Here is a 20,702-nt window from a genome sequence, read left to right as displayed (position 1 = left end):
CCCCATCTGCTCCTGCGTCCGGTCGCCGCGACGGGCGTAGCCTCGGCTCGACCGTGCTTTCGAGTCGATCGGGGAGGCAGCATGAGGCCCGTCATCGTGTCCGGGTCCGCCCACCCGGCGCTCGCCGAGGACCTCGCGCGTGCGCTCGGCTGCGAGCTCGCGCCCTGCCACCGCGGGCGTTTCCCGGACGGTGAGCAGGAGGTCGAGGTCCAGGCCAACGTCCGGGGGCAGCCGGTCTTCGTCGTCCAGCCGCTCGGGCGCAGCGCCGGCGATCAGCTCCTGGAGCTGCTCCTCCTCGCCGACGCGTGCCATCGCGCGGGCGCGGCCTCCGTCGCCGCGGTCGTGCCGTACGTCGCGTTCGCGCGGCAGGACCGGGTGACGCGGGAGGGGCAGCCGCTCGGAGCCAAGGTCCTGGCCCGGGCGCTCGGGACGGCCGCGTTCTCGCTGGTGGTCGCCGTGGACCTCCACAGCGCGGTGATCGCCTCCTGCATCGACGCGCCCGTCGCGCACCTCACCGCCGAGCCGCTCGTCGCCGGCGCGCTGCGGCCCCACGTGCGCGCGGACTCGGTCGTCGTCGCGCCGGACCTCGGCGCCGTGAAGCTGGCGGAGGCCTACGCGCGACACCTCGGGCTCCCGCTCGCGCTCGTCTCGAAGTCGCGGGTCTCGGCGGCGCAGGTGAGCGTCCAGCGCGTGGTCGGCGACGTCGCCGGCAAGCGGCCGATCATCGTCGACGACATGATCTCGACCGGCGCGACGGTGCAGGCGGCCCTCGACGCGCTCGTCGCGCACGGCGCCCTGGGCGAGGCCGTCGTCGCCACGACGCACGGGCTCTTCTCGGGCGCGGGCCTGGAGCGGATCCTCCGGCCCGACGTGACGCGCGTCCTGGCGACGGACAGCCTGCCTCCCGCCGCGGGCGGCGCGCCGCAGGTGGAGATCGTCGGGCTCGCGCCGCTCCTCGCGGAGGCCATCCGGCGGATCGTCGGCGCGCGGGGGCTGAACGAGCTCCTCTCGCCACGCTAGGGCTCGCGCCGATGCGGCCGGCGGGCGCGGGCCCGTCTGCGCCGTTGTGGCGCATCGCCGCGGCGCCGTACCCTCGTGAGGTGGGCACCGTCGTCGAGGTCGCGCACGTCGGCGTGAGCTTCGGGAGGACCGAGGTCCTCCGGGACGTCGGGTTCGCCGTTGCCGAGGGGACCACGCTCGCGATCATCGGGCCGAACGGCTCCGGGAAGACGGTGCTCCTGCGCGCGCTCATCGGCGCGGTCCCCCACCGCGGCACCATCCGCTGGGCGCCGGGGACCCGGACCGGCTACGTCCCGCAGAAGCTCGACATCGAGCGCGACCTGCCGATCACCGGGGAGGACTTCCTGCGGGCGAAGGCGGCGGTGGCGCGGGCGCCGGCGCAGGACGTCACGCGGGCGCGCGAGCTCGTCGAGCTGGCCGCGGACGTCGCGCGCAAGCCGATCGGCGTCCTCTCCGGCGGCCAGTTCCAGCGGCTGCTCCTCGCGTTCGCGCTCGTCGGCCGGCCGACGGTCCTGCTCTTCGACGAGCCGACCGCCGGGGTCGACGAGCCCGGCCAGGAGCAGCTGTACGAGACGATCCACCGCGTCCAGGCGCGGGAGCGGCTCACGCTCATCCTCGTCTCGCACGAGCTCAGCCTCGTGTACCGGTACGCGACCGAGGTGCTCTGCCTGGGCCGTGGCCGTCCCTGCTTCGGCTCGCCGAAGGAGGTGCTGACGCCCGAGACCATCGCCGAGATGTACGGGACCCCGGTGAAGTTCCACCTCCATGACCGCTAGCCCCGAGGCCGTCGCGCTCTCCGTGAGCATGGCCGCGGCCGCCGGCCTCGTCGGCTGCTTCGCGGTCATGCGCCGGATGACGCTCGCCTCGGACGCGATCTCGCACGTGGCGCTCCCCGGCATCGGCGTCGCCATCGCGTTCCACGTCCACCCCGTGCTGGGCGGCGTCGCCATGCTGTTCCTCGGGACGCTGCTCGTCTGGGGGCTCGAGCACAAGACGCGGATGTCGACCGAGACGGTGATCGGCGTGGTGTTCTCGACGGCGCTCGCACTGGGCGCGCTGCTCGCGTCGGGCGAGGAGCTCATCGACGCCCTGCTCGGCTCGCCCGGGCAGCTCGGCGGCTGGGAGGTGGCCCTGGGGCTCCTGGGCGCGGCCGCGGTGATCGCGTTCGTCGTCCTGCAAAGGCACCGCCTCGTGCTCGCGCTCGTCTCCGCGGACATGGCCCGGACGGCGGGGATCGACGTGGCGCGCCTCGACCTCCTCTACCTGCTCGCGTTCGCGCTCACCGTGGGGCTCGGGCTGCGGTACCTCGGCGTGCTGCTCATGGGTTCCCTCATCATCATCCCCGCGGCGACCGCGAAGTACCTCGCGCGGCGGCTCCCGGAGATGCTCGGGATCGCGGTGGGGCTCGCCGTGGCGTCGACCGTCCTCGGCGACGCCCTCGCCGCTCGCCTCCATCGCCCGACCGGGCCGGTCATCATCACGGTCGCGGCGGCGTTCTTCTTCGTGAGCCTGCTGCGGCGCCGCGAGCCGTGACCGCGCTGCGCCGGCGGGAGCCCGAGGGCTCCGCGCCGGCGCGGAGCCGTCGCTACCGGGGGCCCATGCCGCCCATGCCCCCGCCGTCCATCATGCCGCCCGGGCCGGGCCCGCCGCCGCCCGGGCCGCAGGCGAAGCCGCCGCCGAGGCCCGCGCACGCGGGGACGCAGAGCGCATCACCGCCCGCGGCCGGCACGACGCAGGTCCCGGACATCATCCCGCGCATCCCCATGGTGCACGCAGCGCCGGCGGCGAGGCCGGCGCAGGCGGCCGTCGCGCCGGGCCGGAGCTCCTGCGCCGGAGCGCAGGCGAGCGGGCCGGTGCTGGCGGGGCCGAGGCTGCAGACGCCCGCGACGGTGCGGGCGCCGTCGAGCGAGGTGAACGTGCAGGCGTCGCCCACGGCGAGCGTCGCGCAGGCGTCGATCGCCGGCTGCGGGGGCACCATGGCGCGCCCGCAGACGACCGTGGTGCCGTCCCGGGCCGTCATGCAGACGCCGGTGCGGGTCTCGCCGTCGGGCGCGGAGACCTGGCACGACGCGCCGACCGCGCTCCCGCTGCACGCGTCGATCAGCTCCTGCGGCGGCCCGGGCGGGTTCGGCGCGCAGGCCGTGGTGGCGCCATCGACGGTCGTCCGGCAGGTGCCGGCCCGGGTGGTCACGCCGTCCGGCGCCGTGAGGGTGCACGCGGCGCCCGCGGCGAGGCCGCTGCACGCGTCGACCTGCGCCTGCGCCGGGGCGCAGAGCAGCGTGCCGGTCGAGGAGGTCGCGGACGCGATGGTGGCGGCGGCCGAGGTGGACTGGGTGGACGACGCGCCGCCGCTGCAGGCGGTCGCGAGCCCGAGCAGGAGCGCGGCCGACAGCGCCGCGACGGGGACTCCGGTTCGCTTCAGGTCGTGGTGCTCTTTCATCTCGATGCTCCGCGCGGCGCTCCGAGGCCGCATCCGGGCCGGCTCTGCCGGCGCTCACCCGGTGGGAAGAAGGGAGGCCGTCTCGTGTTCCCGTTCCATGCGCTATTCTCCCACGCGCGTGGATCGCGAGGAGCTCGATGCCCTGATCGCCAGGGCCCAGGACGGCGACCTCCGGGCGTTCGAGGCGCTCCTCGCGCAGCACCTCCCGAAGGTGCGACGGTTCGCGCGCGCGTTCGCGGCGTCGGAGCCCGACGCGGACGATCTCGCCCAGGAGGCGCTGCTGCGCGTGTACCGGAACCTCCGGCTCTACCGGTACCAGTCCGCCTTCTCGACCTGGCTGTACGCCCTGGTGCGCAACGTCTTCCTCGACTCTGCGAAGGGGCGTGCCGGCAGGATGCGCCGTCTCGAGGAGCCGCTCCGGGCGGACGACCTCGACCGCGACGGCGGGGCGAGGCCGGACGAGGCGGTGGAGGGCGAGCAGGAGCGGCGGCGGCTCTGGGCGGCGCTGCGGCAGGTCCCGGCCGAGTTCCGCACCGCGCTGGTGCTGTTCGACATCGAGGGCAACACGTACGACGAGGTCGCCGTCATCGAGGGCGTCGCGGTCGGGACCGTGAAGTCGAGGCTCCACCGCGGCCGCACGCACCTGCGCCGGCTGCTGGACGCGCAGGAGGCGTCGACGGGGGCAGCGGGCGGGGCGGACGCTCCGGCGGGAACACCGGAGGAGCCCACGTCGTCACACCTGGCGAGGGGAAGATGAGCCGCGGGATGGAGACCGAAGATCGCGAGCTTCGTGAGCGGCTGCGCCGGCTCCGCGTCGATCCGCCGGACGGCGGGTTCGACGCGATGCTGCGCCGGCGCCTGCTGGTCGAGGGCCCGCCGCCGCCGGCCTCGATCTGGGGCCGCGTCAGGCTCGCGCTCGAGCCGCGGGGACGCCTCCTCTGGCCCGCCGCCGGCGTCGCGGCGGGTCTCGCGGTCTTCCTGGCGCTGTCGCTCGTGCGAGGCCGCGCCGGTCCCGGCCCCGATCGCGCGGTCGCCGCGACGCGGCTGCCGGCCACGAAGATCGCCGTCGTCCGCCTGAACCTCAGCGCCGAGGCCGCAGTCGAGAGCGCGCACATCCGCGTGCGGCTCCCGCCGGAGCTCGCGTTCTGGGCGGACGGCGAGGAGCTGCCGGAGCGCACCTTCGAGTGGACCCAGCCGCTCCGCTCCGGAGACAACGAGATCCCGATCGCCGTGCGCGGTCAGCGCCCGGGCCGCTACCGCATCGCGGTCAGCGCCCGGATCGGCGACGAGCGAGTCGAGGACGAGGTGGTCCTCGAGGTGGTGGACGGATGATCTTGCGTAGAACGACCGCGGTCGCGGTGCTGGCGCTCACGCTCGCCGCTCCGGCGCGCGCCGACGAGGAGGCCGCCGGTGCGAGCGCCGCCGCGGCGGCGCCGAAGCCCGACGCCCCTCGCGACGCCCCGCCGGCGAAGGCGCCCGAGGCCGCCCGCGTCCGGGCCACGCACCGCGTGGACGTGATCGCGCCCGGAGAGAAGATCGACACGGTGATCGACCGGCTGCGCGCGTCCCGACCGCCGCCCGCCGGCGTGGCGCCCGGCGGCGGGCGTCCTCCGGCACGGGCGCCGGACGGCCGCCGCGACGACGCGAAGGGCGCCGGGGTCGAGGCCAGGTCGCCGCCGGACGGCGCGCGACCGCCGATGGACGGAGCGCGGGGACCACCCGGCATGGCACCGGCGGGCGGGTTCGGTCCAGGCCCAGGCCCCGGCCCCGGCCCCGATCGAATGCATCGATGATCGCAGCGCTGGTGCTCGTGGCGGTGGCGGCGGCGGCTCCGCCGGACCTGCTGGATCAGGCGCGAACCGCGTTCGCGCAGGCGGACTACGTCCGCGCGGAGCAGCTCGCGCTCGAGGCCGCGGCGGAGCCGCCCGACGACACCGCAGCCCTCTACCTCGCTGGCCTGGCGCGCTTCCGCGAGGGCCGCCCCGCGGAGGCGCTCGACGCCATCGACCGCGCGGGGAGCGGCGCGGACGCGCCCGCCGCGTTCCACCACAACCGCGCGGCCTGCCTCTACGAGCTCGCGCGCTACGCGGAGGCCGAGTCGGAGTACCTGCGCGCCGCGGACCTCGACCCGGCCCTCGCCTCCGTCGCGCTCGTGAACGCGGGATTCGCGGCGCTCGAGGCGGGGGCGGTCGACCGCGCGCGCGGCGACGCGGCCCGGGCGCGCGCGGTCGCGACGGGAGCCGCCCTCGACCTCGTCGCGGACCTGGAGAGGCAGCTCCCTGCCGCCGGCGGCGCGAGCACGGCGCCCGTCGCCGGGGACGCGATCCCCTCCGGCGCGGGCGCGACCCCCGCGCCCGGCGCCGCGATCGCGGCCGCGCCGCGCGCGCCGGACGACGCCTTTGGCGGGCACGTGCGTCTCGAGACCGGCTGGGACAGCAACGCGCTCCAGAGCGGCGCCTCCGGCATGGGGGAGCGCGCCGGCACGACCGCGAGCCCCACCGGGAGCGCGCTCGCGACGAGCGAGATCGGGCTGTCCGCGCGGCGTCGCCTCCGCGACGATCTCCGTGGCGAGCTCGGGTACGGGCTGCTGCAGCTCGCCTACGCCGCGCCGCTCGCGGCGGATCGGAGCGTGCAGCAGCACGGCCTCGCGGCCCGGCTCGAGCTCGACCTCGGCGAGCGGTGGCGGCTCGGCGCGTCCGTGGAGGGCCTGCTCGCGTTCACGGGACTGTCGGCGTTCCGTGGCATGCAGTCGGCCGTCGGCGTGCGGTTCTGGTCTGCGCTCGCCGAGAGCCACGCCGCGACGACTCGCCTCGAGCTCGGCTTCGCCCACCAGACGGGGCTCGCGAGCGAGTTCGCCTACCTCGGCGGCGAGCGGCTCGAGGCGACGCTCTCGCAGGAGCTTCGCTTGCACGCCGTCGCGCTCGGCGCCGGCGTCCGCGTGCTCCGCGACGGGCTCGGCGACGCCCGGCTCGGCGCGCAGCCGCTCCCGCCGAGCCCGACCTGCCCGATGGGCTGCACGGCCGAGCCCCTCGTCGCCTTCGGCCACGACTCGGCGACGGCGTGGCTCTCGGCCCGCGTCGTCCCGGTGAGGTGGTTCGCCCTCGAGCTGTCGGGAGGCGTCGAGTGGCGCAGGTACCTCGAGGCGGATCGACTCGACCTGACGCAGGCGGACGGGATTGGCTCCGTGGTCTACGGGGATCCTCGGACCATGCGCCGGTTCCTCGGGGGCGCGCTGGCGACGATCCGGCTCGCGCCGCGCCTCTCGGTGCTCGTCCGCGACGACGTTGTCCTGAGCCGGCCGGAGCTCGCCGCCGGCGCGGGACCGCAGCGGATGATGATGGGAAGCGGCAGTGGCGTCCCGGATCCGGCCACGTTCGCCCCGGACGGCCGAAGCTACGACAAGAACGTGTTCACCATCGGCACCTCGCTCGCGTGGTGACGCCGCACCCACCGCGCCGTCACGCCGCCGTCACGCCGCCGTCGCCCGCGCGCCCGGCTCGGCCGCGGCTCCGAGCAGCGCCACCAGCTCGCGGCGCGACCCGCACCGGAGCCGCGCCCGCGCGCTCGCGAGGTGGAGCACGACCGTGGCCTCGGCGATGTCGAGCCGGGCGCCGATGGCGTCGTTCGCCGCGCCGCGCACCGCCTGCGCGACGACCTCCAGCTCCATCCGCCTCAGCGCGGCGGGATCGCCCGCGTCCTCGCACCGGCGCGCGAGGAGGCGTAGCCGTCCACCGGTGCGCCAGTGGTCCAGGAGCGCGTAAGCGCCGTCGCCGAGCGCCGCCCAGCGCCGCGCCGCCGCAGCGGCGTCACACCAGGCGAGCGCGCCGTCGCGCTCGAGCCGCGCGACCGCGGCCTCCGCGAGGCTCCGCGCGCCCGGGCCGTCCTCCGGCGGGCCGCCGCGGGCCGCCCCGAGGCGCTCCCGGAGCCGTCGCGCCGTGTTGAGGTGCGCGGCCACGTGCCGGAGCACGCCCACGGTCCGCGACGGGGCCCGGATCCCGGGCGCGACGACCATCCCGAGCGCGATCGCGCAGCCGTCGAGCTCGCCCCCGAAGAGGAGCAGGGCGTCGGGCACGCCGCGCGCCGACAGGATGCCCGCGACGCGGCGCTCCACCGCCGCCGGGAGCGACCGCAGCCGGTGCGAGAGGAGCTGGACCGGCGGGTGCGGCCGGACGAGATCGCGGTAGCACTCGCGGCCGACCGCCTCGAGGATGGCCGCGGCGGCGTCGTCCCGGGCGGCCGCGGCGCCCGGCGACCCGGCCTCGTCGTCGCCGCCGTCGAGGCGATCGAGCCGCGCGAACCACCGCGCGCTCGGCGCGAGCGGCTCGAGCGCGCGGACGACCCCCGCGAGCCACGCCGCGTCCGTCGGCTCCGGCGCGTAGCACGCGTGGATGGCGCGGAGCGCGTCGAGGCGGTCACCGCACGCGCGGGTCACGGCGGGAGCCCCGCCCGGCGGCGCCGGCCGGTCGAGGACGAGGAGCTCGTCCGTCCCGAGCCGGACCGAACCGGCGCGCAGCCCCGCCGGCGCCTCGAAGGGGACGGCGCGGGACGGGGAGGGCTGGAGCGGGAGCGGTGCGATGACGGCCATGGACACACCTCGAGGGACGGGGGGGACCACGCGGCCGACCGTACGGCCAGGCGGTGGCTCACCGGTGACGGCCGCGTGACGGAACGTTCCGCGACGCGGCCCGCTGAAGGGTGGAACGGCGCGAGCGCCTGGCGCGTTCCCGGCCGCGCGCGCCCGTAACATTCCGACACGGAGCGGTGACACGCGCGTCGCGGTCGGGCTCCAGGGTTCCACCATGACCCGTCGCGCCGCGGTGCTCGCCGCCGTCGCCTGGGCGACGAGCGCGCTCGCCGCCCTGCCCCCGCCAGAGCTCCTCCCCCGATCCTCGATCGCCGCCGTCCTGGGACACCGGGGGGAGCTCGGCCTCACCGAGGCGGAGGTCGCTCGCCTGGAGGCGCTCGACGACGCGCTCGCGAACGAGCGGATCGAGCTCCGGAAGGCGGCGGGCCCGGCGGGCCGGGGCGGCGAAGCGGCTCCTGCGCGGGAGGCACGCGACGGCAAGCAGGCGGAGGACGGCGGCGGCGCCGGCTCCGAGCCGCGGATGGGCGGGCGCGGCGGGCCCGGCATGGGGGGGCGGCCGGGCGGCGGGATGGGCGGGCGCGGCGCGGCGCCGGGCGGCGGGCACCGTGCGGCGGAGCGAGGCGCCTCGGAGGACGCGCTGAGGTCGCGCCTCGACGACGCGGACACGCGCGCCTATCTCCGCGCCGAGGAGGTGCTCGCGCCGGGCCAGCGGGACCGCGCGCGGGAGATCGCGTCGGAGTACCGCGCGGCGCTCTACGACGCGCGCGACGGCCAGAAGCGCGGGGCGGCGCGGTGACCCGGGCGCTCGACCGCGAACCGTGCCAGGATCCGCTGGTGCCGGGCACGCAGGCCGACCGCTTCCGGATCCTGTTCGTCGAGGACGACGAGCGCCTCGCCGCGCTCACGACCCGCTACCTCGAGGGCCACGGGCACACCGTGACCTGGCTCGGCGACGGCCAGCAGGGGCTCGCCGAGGGGCTGAAGGGGCAGCACGACGTCGTGATCCTGGACCTCTTGCTCCCGCGGAAGAGCGGGCTCGAGGTCTGCCGCGAGCTCCGCGCGCGCCTCGCGGTCCCGATCATCATGCTGACCGCGCTCGGCGAGGAGGCCGACCGGGTGCTCGGGCTCGAGATGGGGGCGGACGACTACCTCACGAAGCCCTTCTCGTCGCGGGAGCTCCTCGCGCGCCTCCGGGCGCTGGTCCGGCGCGGTCGCGGCGCGCTCGGTCCGCCCCGCGATCGCATCCAGGTCGGCGCGCTCGAGCTCTCCCCGCGCGACTACGGCGCCACGCTCGCGGGGGTGCCCCTGAACCTCACCACGTCCGAGTTCCTGCTGCTCCGCGTCCTCGCGGAGCGCGCCGGACGCGTCCTCAGCCGCGAGCAGCTCCTCGACCTCACGAAGGGCAGCGCGGACGAGGCGTTCGATCGGTCCATCGACGCCCACGTGTCGCGGCTCCGGCACAAGCTCGGGGACGATCCGCGCCAGCCGCGGCTGCTCAAGACGATCCGCGGCGCGGGGTACATGCTCGCGATCGGCCCGGAGGACGAGTGACGCGTTCCCGGCTCGGCCCCTACCGCATCACGCTGCGGATCTACGTGGTGACCGCCGCGGCCGTGCTCGGGACCGGTGCCGCGCTCTTCCTCGCGCTGAGCCTCGCCCGCGAGCGCCGCGAGCCGCCGGCGAACCCGCTGTTCCGGGACGTCGCGCGCTACGCCGCCGGGCGCGTCGCCGCCGCCTGGCCGTCGGAGCCGGCGATCCGGGCGCAGCTCGCGGCCCTCGCGGCGGACCTCCCGTTCGACGCGACCGTCGACCGCTGGGACGGCGCGCTCGTCGCGGCCACCGGCGCGAGGCCGGCCGAGCCGCTCTCGCCCGCCGAGCGCGACGCGCTCGCCCGGGACGGCCTGCTCCAGCGCGGCGAGGGCTGCTCGCACCGCCGGCCCTGCCCGGTGGCGCTGCCGGTCGTCTCCGGCGGCGCGCCGGTGGGCTACCTCGTCCTCGAGGTCGATCCGCGGCGGCCGCCGGGCGGCGTTCGCCCGCCTCCGGAGCTGCTCGGGCTCGCCGTCCTCCTCGTCGCCCTCGGGATCGCGGCGGCGCTGCTCGGGAGCTCGATCGCGGCGCCGCTCGACCGGCTCGCGCGCACGGCGCACGCGCTGGGCTCGGGCGATCTGGGCGCGCGCACCGGGCTCCGGCGCCGGGACGAGCTGGGCGACGTGGCGCGGGCGTTCGACGAGATGGCCGACGGCATGGTCGGGCTCATCCGGTCGCAGACCGAGCTCATCGCGAACGTCGCCCACGAGCTGCGCACCCCGCTCGCGCGGATCCGTGTCGCGCTCGACCTCGCGGCCGACGGCGACGCCGCGGTGGCCCGCGAGTCGCTCGCCGAGATCGGCGAGGACCTCGCCGAGCTCGAGGGGCTCGTGAACGACGTGCTCGCCACCGCGCGGATGGATCTCGCCGCGAACACCGCGACCGGCGGCACGCCGCCCATGCGTCGGGCCGCCCTGGACGTCGCGGAGGTGGTCGGCGCCGCGACCGAGCGGCTCCGGCACCGGTACCCGGACCGGCGGGTCGAGGTGGAGCTCGAGCCCGGGCTGCCGGCGATCGACGGCGACGCGGTGCTCCTCCGGCGCGCGATCGACAACCTGCTCGACAACGCGCGGAAGTACTCGCCGCCCGGCTCGGAGCTCCGGGTCCGGGCGCTGCGCCGGGGCGAGGAGGTCGCGATCGAGGTCGTCGATCGCGGCGAGGGCATCGCGGCCGAGGACCTCGACCGGATCTTCACCCCCTTCTTCCGTGCGGATCGCAGCCGTGCGCGGGCGACCGGGGGCGTGGGCCTGGGCCTCCCCCTCGCGCGGCGCATCGCCGAGGCGCACGGGGGAACCCTCGTCGCGCGCAGCGCGCCAGGCGCAGGGACGACGATGACGGTCACGCTGCCGGCCGCTCCCTCCGCCTTGCACTCGTCCGGGTGACCCCCGGCGCCGCGCCGGCGCGGAGCGTCAGCGCGCTGGAGCCGCGCGACCGCCGCCCCGCGGCGCCCAGCCCCCGTCGACCTTCACGTACGACCGCTTCACGGCCGCCCACGCGACCCGGTGGGCGATGACCTCGTCGCCCCCGTAGCGGTCCCACGCGTGGTTGAACGCCTCGCGGTAGATGTCCTGCGCGTGCTCCGGCAGGTGATCGCGCACGGAGCGCGGAAGGTCGTCGTTGGCGGCGTACGGCATCGGTCACCCCCGAGCCGCAGTGTACGACCCCGGCGTGCACGAGGGCGCGCCCGGTCGAGGCGGCGCTCCCGCGCTCGGCCTCATGCCGCGGCGCGTGGCGGGTGGTGCATACGCGGAACGAGTCCCCTCGCCCGGGAGGTTGTGGCGCGCGCCCGTCGGTGGGACGCTCTCGATCGCCAGGCGCCGCGTCCGCTGGCGCCTTCCGAGGTGCGCTCCCCCCGCGGTCCGCAGCGCCCTCAGCGTGCCGGGCCGCGGCTGGCTGCACGGAGGGGATCCGATGCGGTTCCACGACAGAGGCCATGCGGGGCGGTTGCTCGCGGAGAGGCTCGAACACCTGGCCGCGGCGCACCCGGTCGTGCTCGGGTTGACGCGCGGTGGCATCCCGGTCGCGTTCGAGGTTGCGCGCGTGCTCGAGGCGCCGCTCGATCTCATCGTCGTCCGGAAGCTCGGTGCACTGGCGCCGTCCGCCGGCGCGATCGCGGAGGGCGGGGTCCTGTACCTGAACCCGACCTACCTGCGCGACGCGCGGCTCGACCCGGACGACGCGGCGTCGCTCGCGGACGCGGACGTCATCGAGCTCGCGAAGCGCGTGCGGCTCTACCGCGCCGAGTTCCCGGCGAGCCGCCTCGGCGGGCGCACGGCGATCGTGGTGGACGACTTCGTGGCCACCGGCACCACGGCCCGGGCCGCGGCGCGGGCGGCGCGGCGGCGGGGCGCCGCCCGGGTCGTGCTCGCCGTCCCGGTCCTCGCGGCCGGCGTCGAGCAGGAGCTCCGGGAGGACTTCGACGAGGTGATCGCGCTCGCGCTCCCGCCGCCCGGAGAGGCGACGAGCGCGTGGTACGAGCGGCTCGAGCCGGCGTCGGACGACGTCGCGATGGAGCTGCTGCGGCGGGCGCGCCTCGAGTGGCGGGCGGAGGCGCCCGCACCCGTCGGGTGAACGGCGAGCCGCGCCGTCGTCCCGCGGCGGGAGGGGATCATGCGCCGGGACACGATCGAGAAGGTCGGACCCTGGGCGGTGTCGCCCAACCTGCTCGACTACGGCCGCGCCTGCGCGGAGTTCTCGTGGGAGCGGGCCCGGGCGCTGCTCGACGGGCTCCCCGGCGGGCGCGGGCTGAATCTCGCGCACGAGGCGGTGGACCGGCACGCGCGCGGGCCGCGCCGCGACCAGCTCGCGCTGCGGTTCCTCTCGAAGGACGGCGGCAGGCGGGACTTCACGTACGGCGAGCTCGCCGAGGCGACGAGCCGGTTCGCGAACGTCCTGCGGTCGCTCGGCGTCGGGAAGGGCGACCGGGTCTTCGCGCTCCTCGGGCGCGTCCCGGAGCTCTACGTGGCGGCGCTCGGGACCCTCAAGAACGGGAGCGTCTTCTGCCCGCTGTTCTCCGCGTTCGGGCCCGAGCCGATCCGGGCGCGCCTCGAGATGGGGGCGGGGAAGGTCCTCGTCACGACCGAGGGGCTCTACCGGAAGAAGGTGGCGTCCGTCCGCGCCGCGCTGCCCTCCCTCGAGCACGTCGTGCTCGCGGGCGACGCCGCGCCGTCCGACATCCCCGGCGCCCACGCGCTCGCGCCGCTGCTCGCGAGGTCCGACCCGCGGTTCGAGATCCCGGCGACCGCCCCGGAGGACCTCGCGCTCCTCCACTTCACGAGCGGCACGACCGGGAGACCGAAGGGCGCGAAGCACGTCCACGAGGCGGTCGTCGCCCACCACGTGACGGGCCGCCTCGCGCTCGATCTCCACGACGGCGACGTGTTCTGGTGCACCGCGGATCCGGGCTGGGTGACGGGGACCTCCTACGGGATCGTCTCGCCGCTCACCTGCGGCGTCACGAGCATCGTCGACGAGGCCGAGTTCGACGCGGAGCGCTGGTACCGGATCCTGCAGGACGAGCGCGTGACGGTCTGGTACACGGCCCCGACCGCCATCCGGATGCTGATGAAGGCGGGCGTCGAGCTGGCGCGCCCGTACGATCTGTCCCGCGTCCGCTTCGTGGCGAGCGTCGGCGAGCCGCTCAACCCCGAGGGCGTCGTGTGGGGCGTCGAGGCGCTCGGCCGGCCCATCCACGACAACTGGTGGCAGACCGAGACGGGCGGGATCATGATCGCCAACTTCGCCGCGCTGCCCGTCCGGCCCGGCTCGATGGGACGCCCGCTCCCGGGCGTCACCGCGGCGATCGTCGGCCGCGGCGCCGACGGGGCGGTGAGCGAGATCCGCGAGCCGGGCGTCGAGGGGGAGCTCGCGCTGCGACCCGGCTGGCCCTCCATGTTCCGCGGCTACCTCGGCGACGAGGCCCGCTACGCGGCGTGCTTCGCGGACGGCTGGTATCTCACGGGCGACCTCGCCCGCCGCGACGCCGACGGGTACTTCTGGTTCGTCGGCCGAAAGGACGACGTCATCAAGTCGGCCGGCCACCTCATCGGCCCGTTCGAGGTGGAGAGCGCGCTCCTCGAGCACCCGGCGGTCGCGGAGGCGGCCGCCATCGGCAAGCCCGATCCGGTGGCGCTCGAGTACGTGAAGGCCTTCGTCGCGCTCAAGCCGCGGTACGCCGCCTCCGAGGAGCTGCGGCGGGAGCTGCTCGGCTTCGCCCGGACGCGCCTCGGGAAGGCGGTCGCGCCCAAGGAGATCGACTTCCTCCCGGCCCTGCCCCGCACGAGGAGCGGCAAGATCATGCGGCGGCTGCTGAAGGCGCGCGAGATGGGCCTCCCCGAGGGCGACGTGTCGACGCTGGAGGGCAGCTCATGACCGCGATCCCGGGCGAGCCGGCGCCGTCGCGCGAGCACGGGCTCGCGCTCCTGCGCGACATGATCCGCATCCGCCGCTTCGAGGAGCGGTGCGCCGAGCTGTACGGTCAGGGGAAGATCCGCGGGTTCCTCCACCTCTACATCGGCGAGGAGGCGGTGGCGGCCGGCGCGCTGCAGGCGCTCCGGCCGGAGGACGCCATCGTCGCGACCTACCGCGAGCACGGGCACGCGCTCGTGCGCGGCGTCCCCGCCACCGCGGTGATGGCCGAGATGTTCGGGAAGGCGACCGGCTGCAGCCGCGGCCGCGGCGGCTCGATGCACCTGTTCGACGCGAGGACCCGCTTCTACGGCGGGAACGCCATCGTCGCCGGTGGCCTGCCGATCGCCGTCGGGCTCGCGCTCGCGGACCGGCTCCGGGGAGAGCGCCGCGTGACCGCCTGCTTCTTCGGCGACGGCGCCCTCGCCGAGGGCGAGTTCCACGAGTCGCTGAACCTCGCCGCGCTCTGGCGGCTCCCGGTGCTGTTCCTCTGCGAGAACAACCTGTACGCGATGGGCACCGCCATCGAGCGGCACCAGGCCCAGCTCGACCTCGGGCTCAAGGCCCGCGGCTACGCCGTCGCGGCCGAGAGCGTGGACGGGATGGACGTGCTCGCGGTGGAGGCGGCGGCGCGCCGGGCGGCGGAGTACGTGCGCTCCGGCGAGGGCCCGTTCCTGCTCGAGGCGAGGACGTACCGCTTCCGCGCCCACTCCGCCTACGACCCCGAGCTGTACCGGTCGAAGGAGGAGGTGGAGCGCTGGAAGCAGCGCGACCCGATCCCGGCGTTCACGGCGCTCCTCCGCGACGCCGGCCTGCTCGCTCCCGAGGACGTCGCGCGGGTCGAGGCCGACGCGGCCCGGGAGGTCGAGGAGGCGGTGGCGTTCGCGGAGGCGTCACCGTGGGAGCCGGTCGAGGACCTGCTGCGCGACGTGTCCGCGGCGCCGGGGGCGACGAGGGGGTGACGCGATGAAGACCACCTACCGCGAGGCGCTCCGCGCCGCCCTCCGGGAGGCGCTCCGGAAGGACCCCCGCGTCTTCCTCATGGGAGAGGACGTCGGGCGCTACGGCGGGACGTACGCGGTGAGCAAGGGGCTCCTGGAAGAGTTCGGCCCGGAGCGCATCCGCGACACCCCGCTCTCGGAGTCCACCTTCGTCGGCGCCGGCATCGGCGCGGCGATGGCGGGGATGCGCCCCATCGTCGAGGTCATGACGGTCAACTTCAGCATGCTCTGCCTCGACCAGATCGTGAACAACGCCGCCACGCTCCGTCACATGTCCGGCGGCCAGGTCTCGGTCCCGCTCGTGATCCGGATGGCGACCGGCGCCGGCCGGCAGGTCGCGGCGCAGCACTCGCACAGCCTGGAGGGCTGGTACGCCCACGTGCCGGGCCTGAAGGTGGTCGCGCCGGCGACCCTCGAGGACGCGCGCGGCATGCTCTGGACCGCGCTCGAGGATCCCGACCCGGTGGTGATCTTCGAGCACGCCATGCTCTACGGCCTGGAGGGCGACCTCGCCGACGACGCGGGGCCGGTGGATCTCGCCCGCGCCGCGATCCGGCGGAGGGGCCGGGACGTGTCCCTCCTGGCGTACGGCGGGACGCTCGCGAAGGCCCTCGCGGCGGCCGACGCGCTCGAGCGGGTGGGGATCCTCGCCGAGGTGGTCGACCTCCGCGTGCTTCGTCCGCTCGACGAGGAGACGATCCTCGAGTCGGTCCGGCGGACGCGCCGCGCGGTGATCGCCGACGAGGGCTGGAGGACCGGGAGCCTCGCCGCCGAGGTCTCCGCCCGCATCATGGAGGGCGCGTTCTACGACCTCGATGCGCCGGTCGCCCGGGTGTGCACTGCCGAGGTCCCCATCCCGTATCCGCGACACCTGGAGGAGGCGGCGCTCCCCCAGCCCGCGGCGATCGCCGAGGCCGCGCGAAAGCTGGTGACGAGCCATGGGTGACTTCCGGATGCCGTCGCTGGGCGCCGACATGGAGGCCGGGACGCTCGTTGAGTGGAAGGTGAAGCCGGGCGACGCGGTGAGACGCGGCAACGTCGTCGCGGTCGTGGAGACCGACAAGGGGGCGATCGACGTCGAGATCTGGGAGGACGGGATCGTCGACGCGCTTCGGGTCGAGCCCGGGACGAAGGTGCCGGTGGGCACCGTCCTCGCCGTGGTGCGCGGGACGGGCGCCGCCGCCGCGCCTCCGGTGACCGCCGCTGCGCCCGCGCCTCCTGCCGCGCCCGAGCTCGCCAGGGCGCCGCAGCCGCCGCCAGCGCCGGCCGTCGCCGTCGCCCCCGCGCCGCACGGGCGCGTGCGCGCCTCTCCCGCGGCCCGCGCGCGGGCGCGGGAGCTGGGCGTCGACCCGGCGCTCGTCCGAGGCACCGGGCCGGACGGGGCGGTGACGGTCGCCGACGTCGAGGCCGCCGCCCGGGGAGCGGCACCGGCCCCGCCGGCGCCGCCGGTCGTGCCCGCACCCGCCGCGCCCGCGCCCGGTCCACCTCCGATCCGCCAGGCCATCGCCGCCGCGATGGCACGGTCGAAGCGCGAGATCCCGCACTACTACCTCGGCACCGAGATCGATCTGTCCCGCGCCCTCGGCTGGCTCGCGGCGGAGAACGCGCGGAGGCCGGTGACGGAGCGGCTCCTCCCGGTGGTGCTGCTCCTCAAGGCCATCGCGCGCGCCGTCCGCGAGGTCCCGGAGGTGAACGGGTTCTACGTCGACGGGGCGTTCCGGCCTGCGACCGCCGTGCACCTCGGCGTCGCGATCTCCCTCCGGCAGGGCGGCCTCATCGCGCCCGCCCTCCACGACGTGGACCAGAAGCCGCTCGGCGACCTCATGCGCGAGCTGAACGATCTCGTCGCCCGCACGCGCCGCGGCGGCCTGCGCAGCTCGGAGCTGGCGGACGCGACACTCACCGTCACGAGCCTCGGCGATCTGGGGGTCGGAACGGTCTACGGCGTCATCTACCCGCCGCAGGTGGCGCTGGTCGGGCTCGGCCGCGTCCAGCAGCGCCCCTGGGTCGTCGACGGCCGCGTCGAGCCGCGACCGGTCATGGTCGCGACGCTGTCCGGGGACCACCGGGTGAGCGACGGGATCCGCGGCGCCCAGTTCCTCGCCGCGCTCGAGCGGCTGCTGCAGGTCCCGGAGGAGCCATGACGCGCGACGAGATCGGAGCGGTGGTCCGCGGCATCCTGGGCGGCATCGCGCCGGAGGTGGATCTCGCGCACGTCCGGCCGGACGCGGACCTGCGCGACGAGCTGGACATCGACTCGATGGACTTCCTGCGGTTCGTGGTCGGGCTGCACGAGCGGCTCGGCGTCGACGTCCCCGAGGCGGACTATCCGCGGATCCGGACGCTCGACGGGTGCACCGCCTACCTCGTCGAGCGTGCGCGCGCGGCGTGAGGCGGCGGGACGGCAGGGGAAACGGCAGTACTCAGGGTGAAGGAGGCGGAACATGAACCTCACGATCACGGTCATCAAGGCGGACATCGGCTCGATCGGCGGGCACCTCGTGCCGTCGACCCCGCTCGTCACGGCGGTCGAGGAGCACGTGCGCGGCGCGGCCGCCGGGCTCCTGCTCGATTTTCACGTCGGCCACACCGGGGACGACGTCGCGATCCTGATGACGCACACGCGCGGCACCGGGGATCCCTACGTGCACCGGGTCGCCTGGGACGCGTTCCTCGCGGGCACGGCGGTCGCGAAAGGGGAGGGGCTGTACGGGGCGGGGCAGGATCTCCTGAAGGAGTCGTTCTCGGGGAACGTCCGCGGCATGGGGCCGGCGGTCGCCGAGATGACCGTCGCGGAGCGCGCGGCCGAGCCGTTCCTGCTGTTCGCGGCGGACAAGACGGATCCCGGGGCCTTCAACCTGCCGCTCTACCTCGCGTTCGCGGACCCGATGAACACGCCCGGCCTCCTCCTCGCGCCGAAGATGGCCAAGGGCTTCCGGTTCGTCGTGATGGACGTCGCGCACGTCGAGGGGGACCGGATCATCGAGCTCCAGACCCCCGAGGATCTGTACGACCTCGCCGCGCTCCTGCGCGATCCGGAGCGCTACGTGGTCGAGTCGGTGTGGTCCCGCGCCACGGGCGACCAGGCCGCGGTCGTCGCGACCTCGCGGCTCCACAACATCGCCGGCAAGTACACCGGGAAGGACGACCCGGTGATGCTGGTGCGCTGCCAGATGCAGTTCCCTGCGACCGGAGAGGTGCTCGCGCCGTTCCAGATCGGGCACTTCGTCGCCGGCGGGATGCGGGGCTCGCACAACATGCCGCTCATGCCGGTCACGCTGGGCTCGCCGGTGAGCTACTTCGACGGGCCGCCGATCGTCACCTGCGGCGCGTACTCGGTGAGGAACGGCGTCCTCACCGGCCCGGTCGATCCGTTCGCGCATCCGTTCTGGGACGCGGTGCGCACGCGGGTCGCGGAGAAGGCCGTGGAGATGCGGCGCCAGGGCTTCTTCGGGGCCGCGATGCTCCCGATGTCCGAGCTCGAGTACACGGGGATCATGGAGAAGCTCGCCGAGCTCGACCGCCGCTTCCGGCTCCGCCCGGAGGAGCGGCACCAGGAGCAGGCGTCCGTCGTGACGGCGCACTGACGCTCACGACAGCTCCGGGAAGTCCTCCTGCCAGTGCTCGTGCTCGGCGCGGCCGCCCTCCGCCCGCCGCGTCGCCTCGACGCCGCGGAGGGCGACACGCCGGATCTTGCCGGAGATCGTCTTCGGCAGGTCGCTGAACTCGAGCCGGCGGACGCGCTTGTACGGCGCGAGGCGCCCGCGCAGGAACCGGAAGAGGTCGAGCGCCAGCTCCCGGCCCGGCTCCGCGCCCGGGCGCAGCACCAGGAACGCCTTCGGGACCGTGCCACGCACGGGGTCCGGGCTCGGCACCACCGCCGCCTCGGCGACCGCCGCGTGCTCGACGAGCGCGCTCTCGAGCTCGAACGGGCTGATCCGGTAATCCGAGCTCTTGAAGAGGTCGTCGGCGCGGCCGACGTACGTCACGTACCCGCGGGCGTCGCGGGTCGCGACGTCGCCGGTCCGGTAGAAGCCGTCGCGCGTCGCGTGGCCGGTGAGCGCGGCGTCGCCCTCGTAACCGGCCATGAGCCCCGCGGGCCGCGGCGTGAGCGACACCGAGATCTCGCCCTCGTCGGCCTCGGCGCCCGCCGCGTCGAGGAGCGTGACGCGGAAGCCGGGCAGCGGCCGGCCCATGGACCCCGGCACGATCGGCTGCCCGGGGCTGTTGCCGACGAGCGCCGTCGTCTCCGTCTGGCCGTAGCCGTCGCGGATCGTGACGCCCCACGCCGCGCGGACCCGCTCGATGACCTCGGGGTTGAGCGGCTCGCCGGCGCTGAGGGCCTCCCGGACCTTCACGGGGTGCCGGGCGAGGTCCTCGAGGATGAGGAGCCGCCACACGGTCGGCGGCGCGCAGAGGGTCGTGATCTCGTGGCGGGCGAGCACCTCGAGCGTCGCGCGCGCCTGGAATCGCGCGTAGTCGTGCACGAACGCGGTCGCGCCGGCGGTGAACGGGACGAAGAAGCTCGACCACGCGTGCTTGCCCCACCCGGGCGAGCTCACGTTCATGTGGACGTCGCCCTCGCGCGCGCCGATCCAGTACAGGGTCGAGAGGTGGCCCGCCGAGTAGCTCTCCTGCGTGTGGACCACCAGCTTCGGCCGCGCCGTCGTGCCGGAGGTGAAGTAGAGCAGCGCGGGATCGGTGCCGCGCGTCGCGACGGGCCGGCCGAGATCGGCGCGCTCCGCGTACGCGTCCTCCCACCGGTGCCACCCCGCGACCGGCTCCCCGACCGCGATGCGCGTCACGGAGTCGCCGAGCCACCGGAGCTTGGCGGCGCCGTCCGCGTTCGTGACGACGTGCCGGACCGCGCCGCGCGCGAGCCGGTCGCGAAGGTCGTCCGGCGTGAGCAGCGTGCTCGCGGGGATGACCGCCGCGCCGAGCTTCATCGCCCCGAGCATGAGCTCCCAGATCGCGACGCAGTTCGGGAGCATCATCAGGACGCGGTCGCCGCGCCCGCACCCGTGACGCCGCAGGAACGCCGCCACCCGCGTCGAGCGCTCGGAGAGCTCCTCGTACGTGAGCTGCACGGATCGTCCGTCGTCGCCGACCAGGTGGAGCGCGAGCCGGCGGTTCCCCCGCGCGAGGCGGTCGAACCAGTCGATCGCGAAGTTGAACGCGTCGAGGGTCGGCCAGCGGAACTCGCGATAGGCGCGGTCGTAGTCGAGCCGGTGCTCGACGAGGAAGTCGCGCGCGCGTTGGAAGGCGTCGGTCGACTGCATCACGGTTCTCCCAGGGGCGGAGGGCCGGATGCTCTCACGCGCCGATGCGTGTATCACGCCGCCCGCGCGGAGCGTGCACGCCTGCCGCACGCGCCCTCGGGGCGCCGGGTGAAGATCGAGTCGCGTGGTCCAGGTGCATGAAGATCGAGCATCCCGGTGTTCCGATCCGAGCCACGCTCGCGCGAGGGTGAGGGATCCACCCGCACGATCCGTGCAGTTCGCCGTTCACGAGCGGCTCCGAGCATCGACCCGGCGGCGTGTCGACCCGAGAATCGACTCGGCGGCGTGGTCGACCCGAGAATCGACGAGGCGCACGTGACGTCGCGGTGGAACCGTTCCGCGACAACGTGTCGCGGAAAATCATGTACTTGGAGGGGAACCGG

21 protein-coding genes are annotated in these 20,702 nt (G+C 75.6%); 17 read left to right on the top strand and 4 right to left on the bottom strand.

The features are described 5' to 3' along the window. Window positions 1–81: 81 nt before the first annotated feature. The 3 genes from AMOR_RS06380 (at window position 82) to AMOR_RS06370 (ending at window position 2,553) form a co-directional block, all read left to right on the top strand. Window positions 82–1,020, top strand: a complete 939-nt coding sequence (locus tag AMOR_RS06380) for a ribose-phosphate diphosphokinase (RefSeq protein ID WP_248359774.1) — start codon at window positions 82–84, stop codon at window positions 1,018–1,020. An 80-nt stretch (window positions 1,021–1,100) separates the two neighbouring features. Further along, on the top strand, window positions 1,101–1,796 hold the full coding sequence (locus AMOR_RS06375; RefSeq protein ID WP_248359772.1) for a metal ABC transporter ATP-binding protein: 696 nt from the start codon (window positions 1,101–1,103) through the stop codon (window positions 1,794–1,796). Beyond that, window positions 1,786–2,553 carry a metal ABC transporter permease gene (locus AMOR_RS06370; protein ID WP_248359770.1) on the top strand — a complete coding sequence of 256 codons (768 nt, stop codon included), beginning with the start codon at window positions 1,786–1,788 and terminating at the stop codon, window positions 2,551–2,553. Before AMOR_RS06375 ends, AMOR_RS06370 begins: the two co-directional genes overlap by 11 nt. 52 nt (window positions 2,554–2,605) lie before the next feature. On the opposite strand, the gene AMOR_RS06365 is transcribed toward AMOR_RS06370, so the two are convergent. Continuing rightward, a complete protein-coding gene (locus AMOR_RS06365) occupies window positions 2,606–3,460 on the bottom strand; it encodes a hypothetical protein (RefSeq protein ID WP_248359768.1) in 855 nt (284 codons plus the stop codon). 118 nt (window positions 3,461–3,578) lie between these two features. Between AMOR_RS06365 and AMOR_RS06360 the strand changes: the two genes are divergently transcribed. Genes AMOR_RS06360 through AMOR_RS06345 form a run of 4 tightly spaced genes read left to right on the top strand, consistent with a single transcriptional unit; the run spans window position 3,579 to window position 6,899 of the window. Continuing rightward, window positions 3,579–4,217 (top strand): RNA polymerase sigma factor, encoded by a 639-nt coding sequence (locus tag AMOR_RS06360; RefSeq protein WP_248359766.1) that lies wholly within the window; start codon window positions 3,579–3,581, stop codon window positions 4,215–4,217. 8 nt (window positions 4,218–4,225) lie between these two features. Further along, window positions 4,226–4,792 carry a hypothetical protein gene (locus AMOR_RS06355; RefSeq protein WP_248359763.1) on the top strand — a complete coding sequence of 189 codons (567 nt, stop codon included), beginning with the start codon at window positions 4,226–4,228 and terminating at the stop codon, window positions 4,790–4,792. A gap of 2 nt (window positions 4,793–4,794) precedes the next feature. Further along, window positions 4,795–5,253: a hypothetical protein gene (locus AMOR_RS06350; RefSeq protein WP_248359761.1), complete on the top strand. Its 459-nt coding sequence runs from the start codon at window positions 4,795–4,797 to the stop codon at window positions 5,251–5,253. Further along, window positions 5,250–6,899, top strand: a complete 1,650-nt coding sequence (locus AMOR_RS06345; RefSeq protein ID WP_248359759.1) for a hypothetical protein — start codon at window positions 5,250–5,252, stop codon at window positions 6,897–6,899. The genes AMOR_RS06350 and AMOR_RS06345 overlap by 4 nt, the downstream gene beginning before the upstream one ends. 30 nt (window positions 6,900–6,929) lie before the next feature. Here the strand turns inward: AMOR_RS06345 and AMOR_RS06340 are convergent, their stop codons facing one another. Further along, on the bottom strand, window positions 6,930–8,045 hold the full coding sequence (locus AMOR_RS06340) for a helix-turn-helix transcriptional regulator (RefSeq protein ID WP_248359757.1): 1,116 nt from the start codon (window positions 8,043–8,045) through the stop codon (window positions 6,930–6,932). Window positions 8,046–8,259: 214 nt separating this feature from the next. On the opposite strand from AMOR_RS06340, the gene AMOR_RS06335 reads away from it, so the two are divergent. From AMOR_RS06335 to AMOR_RS06325, 3 genes are read left to right on the top strand one after another with little or no spacing between them, the layout of a single operon-like run. Further along, window positions 8,260–8,841 carry a hypothetical protein gene (locus tag AMOR_RS06335; protein ID WP_248359755.1) on the top strand — a complete coding sequence of 194 codons (582 nt, stop codon included), beginning with the start codon at window positions 8,260–8,262 and terminating at the stop codon, window positions 8,839–8,841. A 38-nt stretch (window positions 8,842–8,879) separates the two neighbouring features. Next, window positions 8,880–9,596, top strand: a complete 717-nt coding sequence (locus AMOR_RS06330) for a response regulator transcription factor (RefSeq protein WP_248359753.1) — start codon at window positions 8,880–8,882, stop codon at window positions 9,594–9,596. Further along, entirely contained in the window at window positions 9,593–11,014 is a 1,422-nt protein-coding gene (locus AMOR_RS06325; RefSeq protein WP_248359751.1) for a sensor histidine kinase, read from the top strand. Before AMOR_RS06330 ends, AMOR_RS06325 begins: the two co-directional genes overlap by 4 nt. A gap of 27 nt (window positions 11,015–11,041) precedes the next feature. On the opposite strand, the gene AMOR_RS06320 is transcribed toward AMOR_RS06325, so the two are convergent. Then, window positions 11,042–11,266, bottom strand: coding sequence for a ChaB family protein (locus AMOR_RS06320; RefSeq protein ID WP_248359749.1), 225 nt, complete (start codon window positions 11,264–11,266; stop codon window positions 11,042–11,044). Between the two features lie 277 nt (window positions 11,267–11,543). On the opposite strand from AMOR_RS06320, the gene AMOR_RS06315 reads away from it, so the two are divergent. The 7 genes from AMOR_RS06315 to fbp are packed head-to-tail and all read left to right on the top strand — an operon-like array spanning window position 11,544 to window position 18,627. Then, the gene (locus tag AMOR_RS06315) at window positions 11,544–12,203 is read left to right on the top strand and encodes a phosphoribosyltransferase (protein WP_248359746.1); all 660 of its coding nucleotides are present in this window, start codon (window positions 11,544–11,546) and stop codon (window positions 12,201–12,203) included. A 39-nt stretch (window positions 12,204–12,242) separates the two neighbouring features. Continuing rightward, window positions 12,243–14,003: an acetate--CoA ligase gene (acsA, locus tag AMOR_RS06310; RefSeq protein WP_248359743.1), complete on the top strand. Its 1,761-nt coding sequence runs from the start codon at window positions 12,243–12,245 to the stop codon at window positions 14,001–14,003. Then, window positions 14,000–15,001 (top strand): pyruvate dehydrogenase (acetyl-transferring) E1 component subunit alpha, encoded by a 1,002-nt coding sequence (gene pdhA, locus AMOR_RS06305; protein WP_248359741.1) that lies wholly within the window; start codon window positions 14,000–14,002, stop codon window positions 14,999–15,001. The genes acsA and pdhA overlap by 4 nt, the downstream gene beginning before the upstream one ends. Window positions 15,002–15,005: 4 nt before the next feature. After that, entirely contained in the window at window positions 15,006–15,986 is a 981-nt protein-coding gene (locus AMOR_RS06300; RefSeq protein WP_248359739.1) for an alpha-ketoacid dehydrogenase subunit beta, read from the top strand. Beyond that, window positions 15,979–17,184, top strand: a complete 1,206-nt coding sequence (locus tag AMOR_RS06295; RefSeq protein WP_248359737.1) for a dihydrolipoamide acetyltransferase family protein — start codon at window positions 15,979–15,981, stop codon at window positions 17,182–17,184. Before AMOR_RS06300 ends, AMOR_RS06295 begins: the two co-directional genes overlap by 8 nt. Beyond that, window positions 17,181–17,432: an acyl carrier protein gene (locus tag AMOR_RS06290; protein WP_248359735.1), complete on the top strand. Its 252-nt coding sequence runs from the start codon at window positions 17,181–17,183 to the stop codon at window positions 17,430–17,432. Before AMOR_RS06295 ends, AMOR_RS06290 begins: the two co-directional genes overlap by 4 nt. A 52-nt stretch (window positions 17,433–17,484) precedes the next feature. After that, window positions 17,485–18,627 carry a fructose-1,6-bisphosphate aldolase/phosphatase gene (fbp, locus tag AMOR_RS06285; RefSeq protein WP_248359733.1) on the top strand — a complete coding sequence of 381 codons (1,143 nt, stop codon included), beginning with the start codon at window positions 17,485–17,487 and terminating at the stop codon, window positions 18,625–18,627. Window positions 18,628–18,630: 3 nt separating this feature from the next. On the opposite strand, the gene AMOR_RS06280 is transcribed toward fbp, so the two are convergent. Then, on the bottom strand, window positions 18,631–20,319 hold the full coding sequence (locus AMOR_RS06280; protein WP_318653849.1) for an AMP-binding protein: 1,689 nt from the start codon (window positions 20,317–20,319) through the stop codon (window positions 18,631–18,633). Window positions 20,320–20,702 lie beyond the last annotated feature (383 nt).

Origin of the sequence: Anaeromyxobacter oryzae (assembly GCF_023169945.1) — a bacterium.
Lineage (GTDB): Bacteria > Myxococcota > Myxococcia > Myxococcales > Anaeromyxobacteraceae > Anaeromyxobacter > Anaeromyxobacter oryzae.
This window is presented reverse-complemented; position numbering and strand designations above follow the sequence as displayed.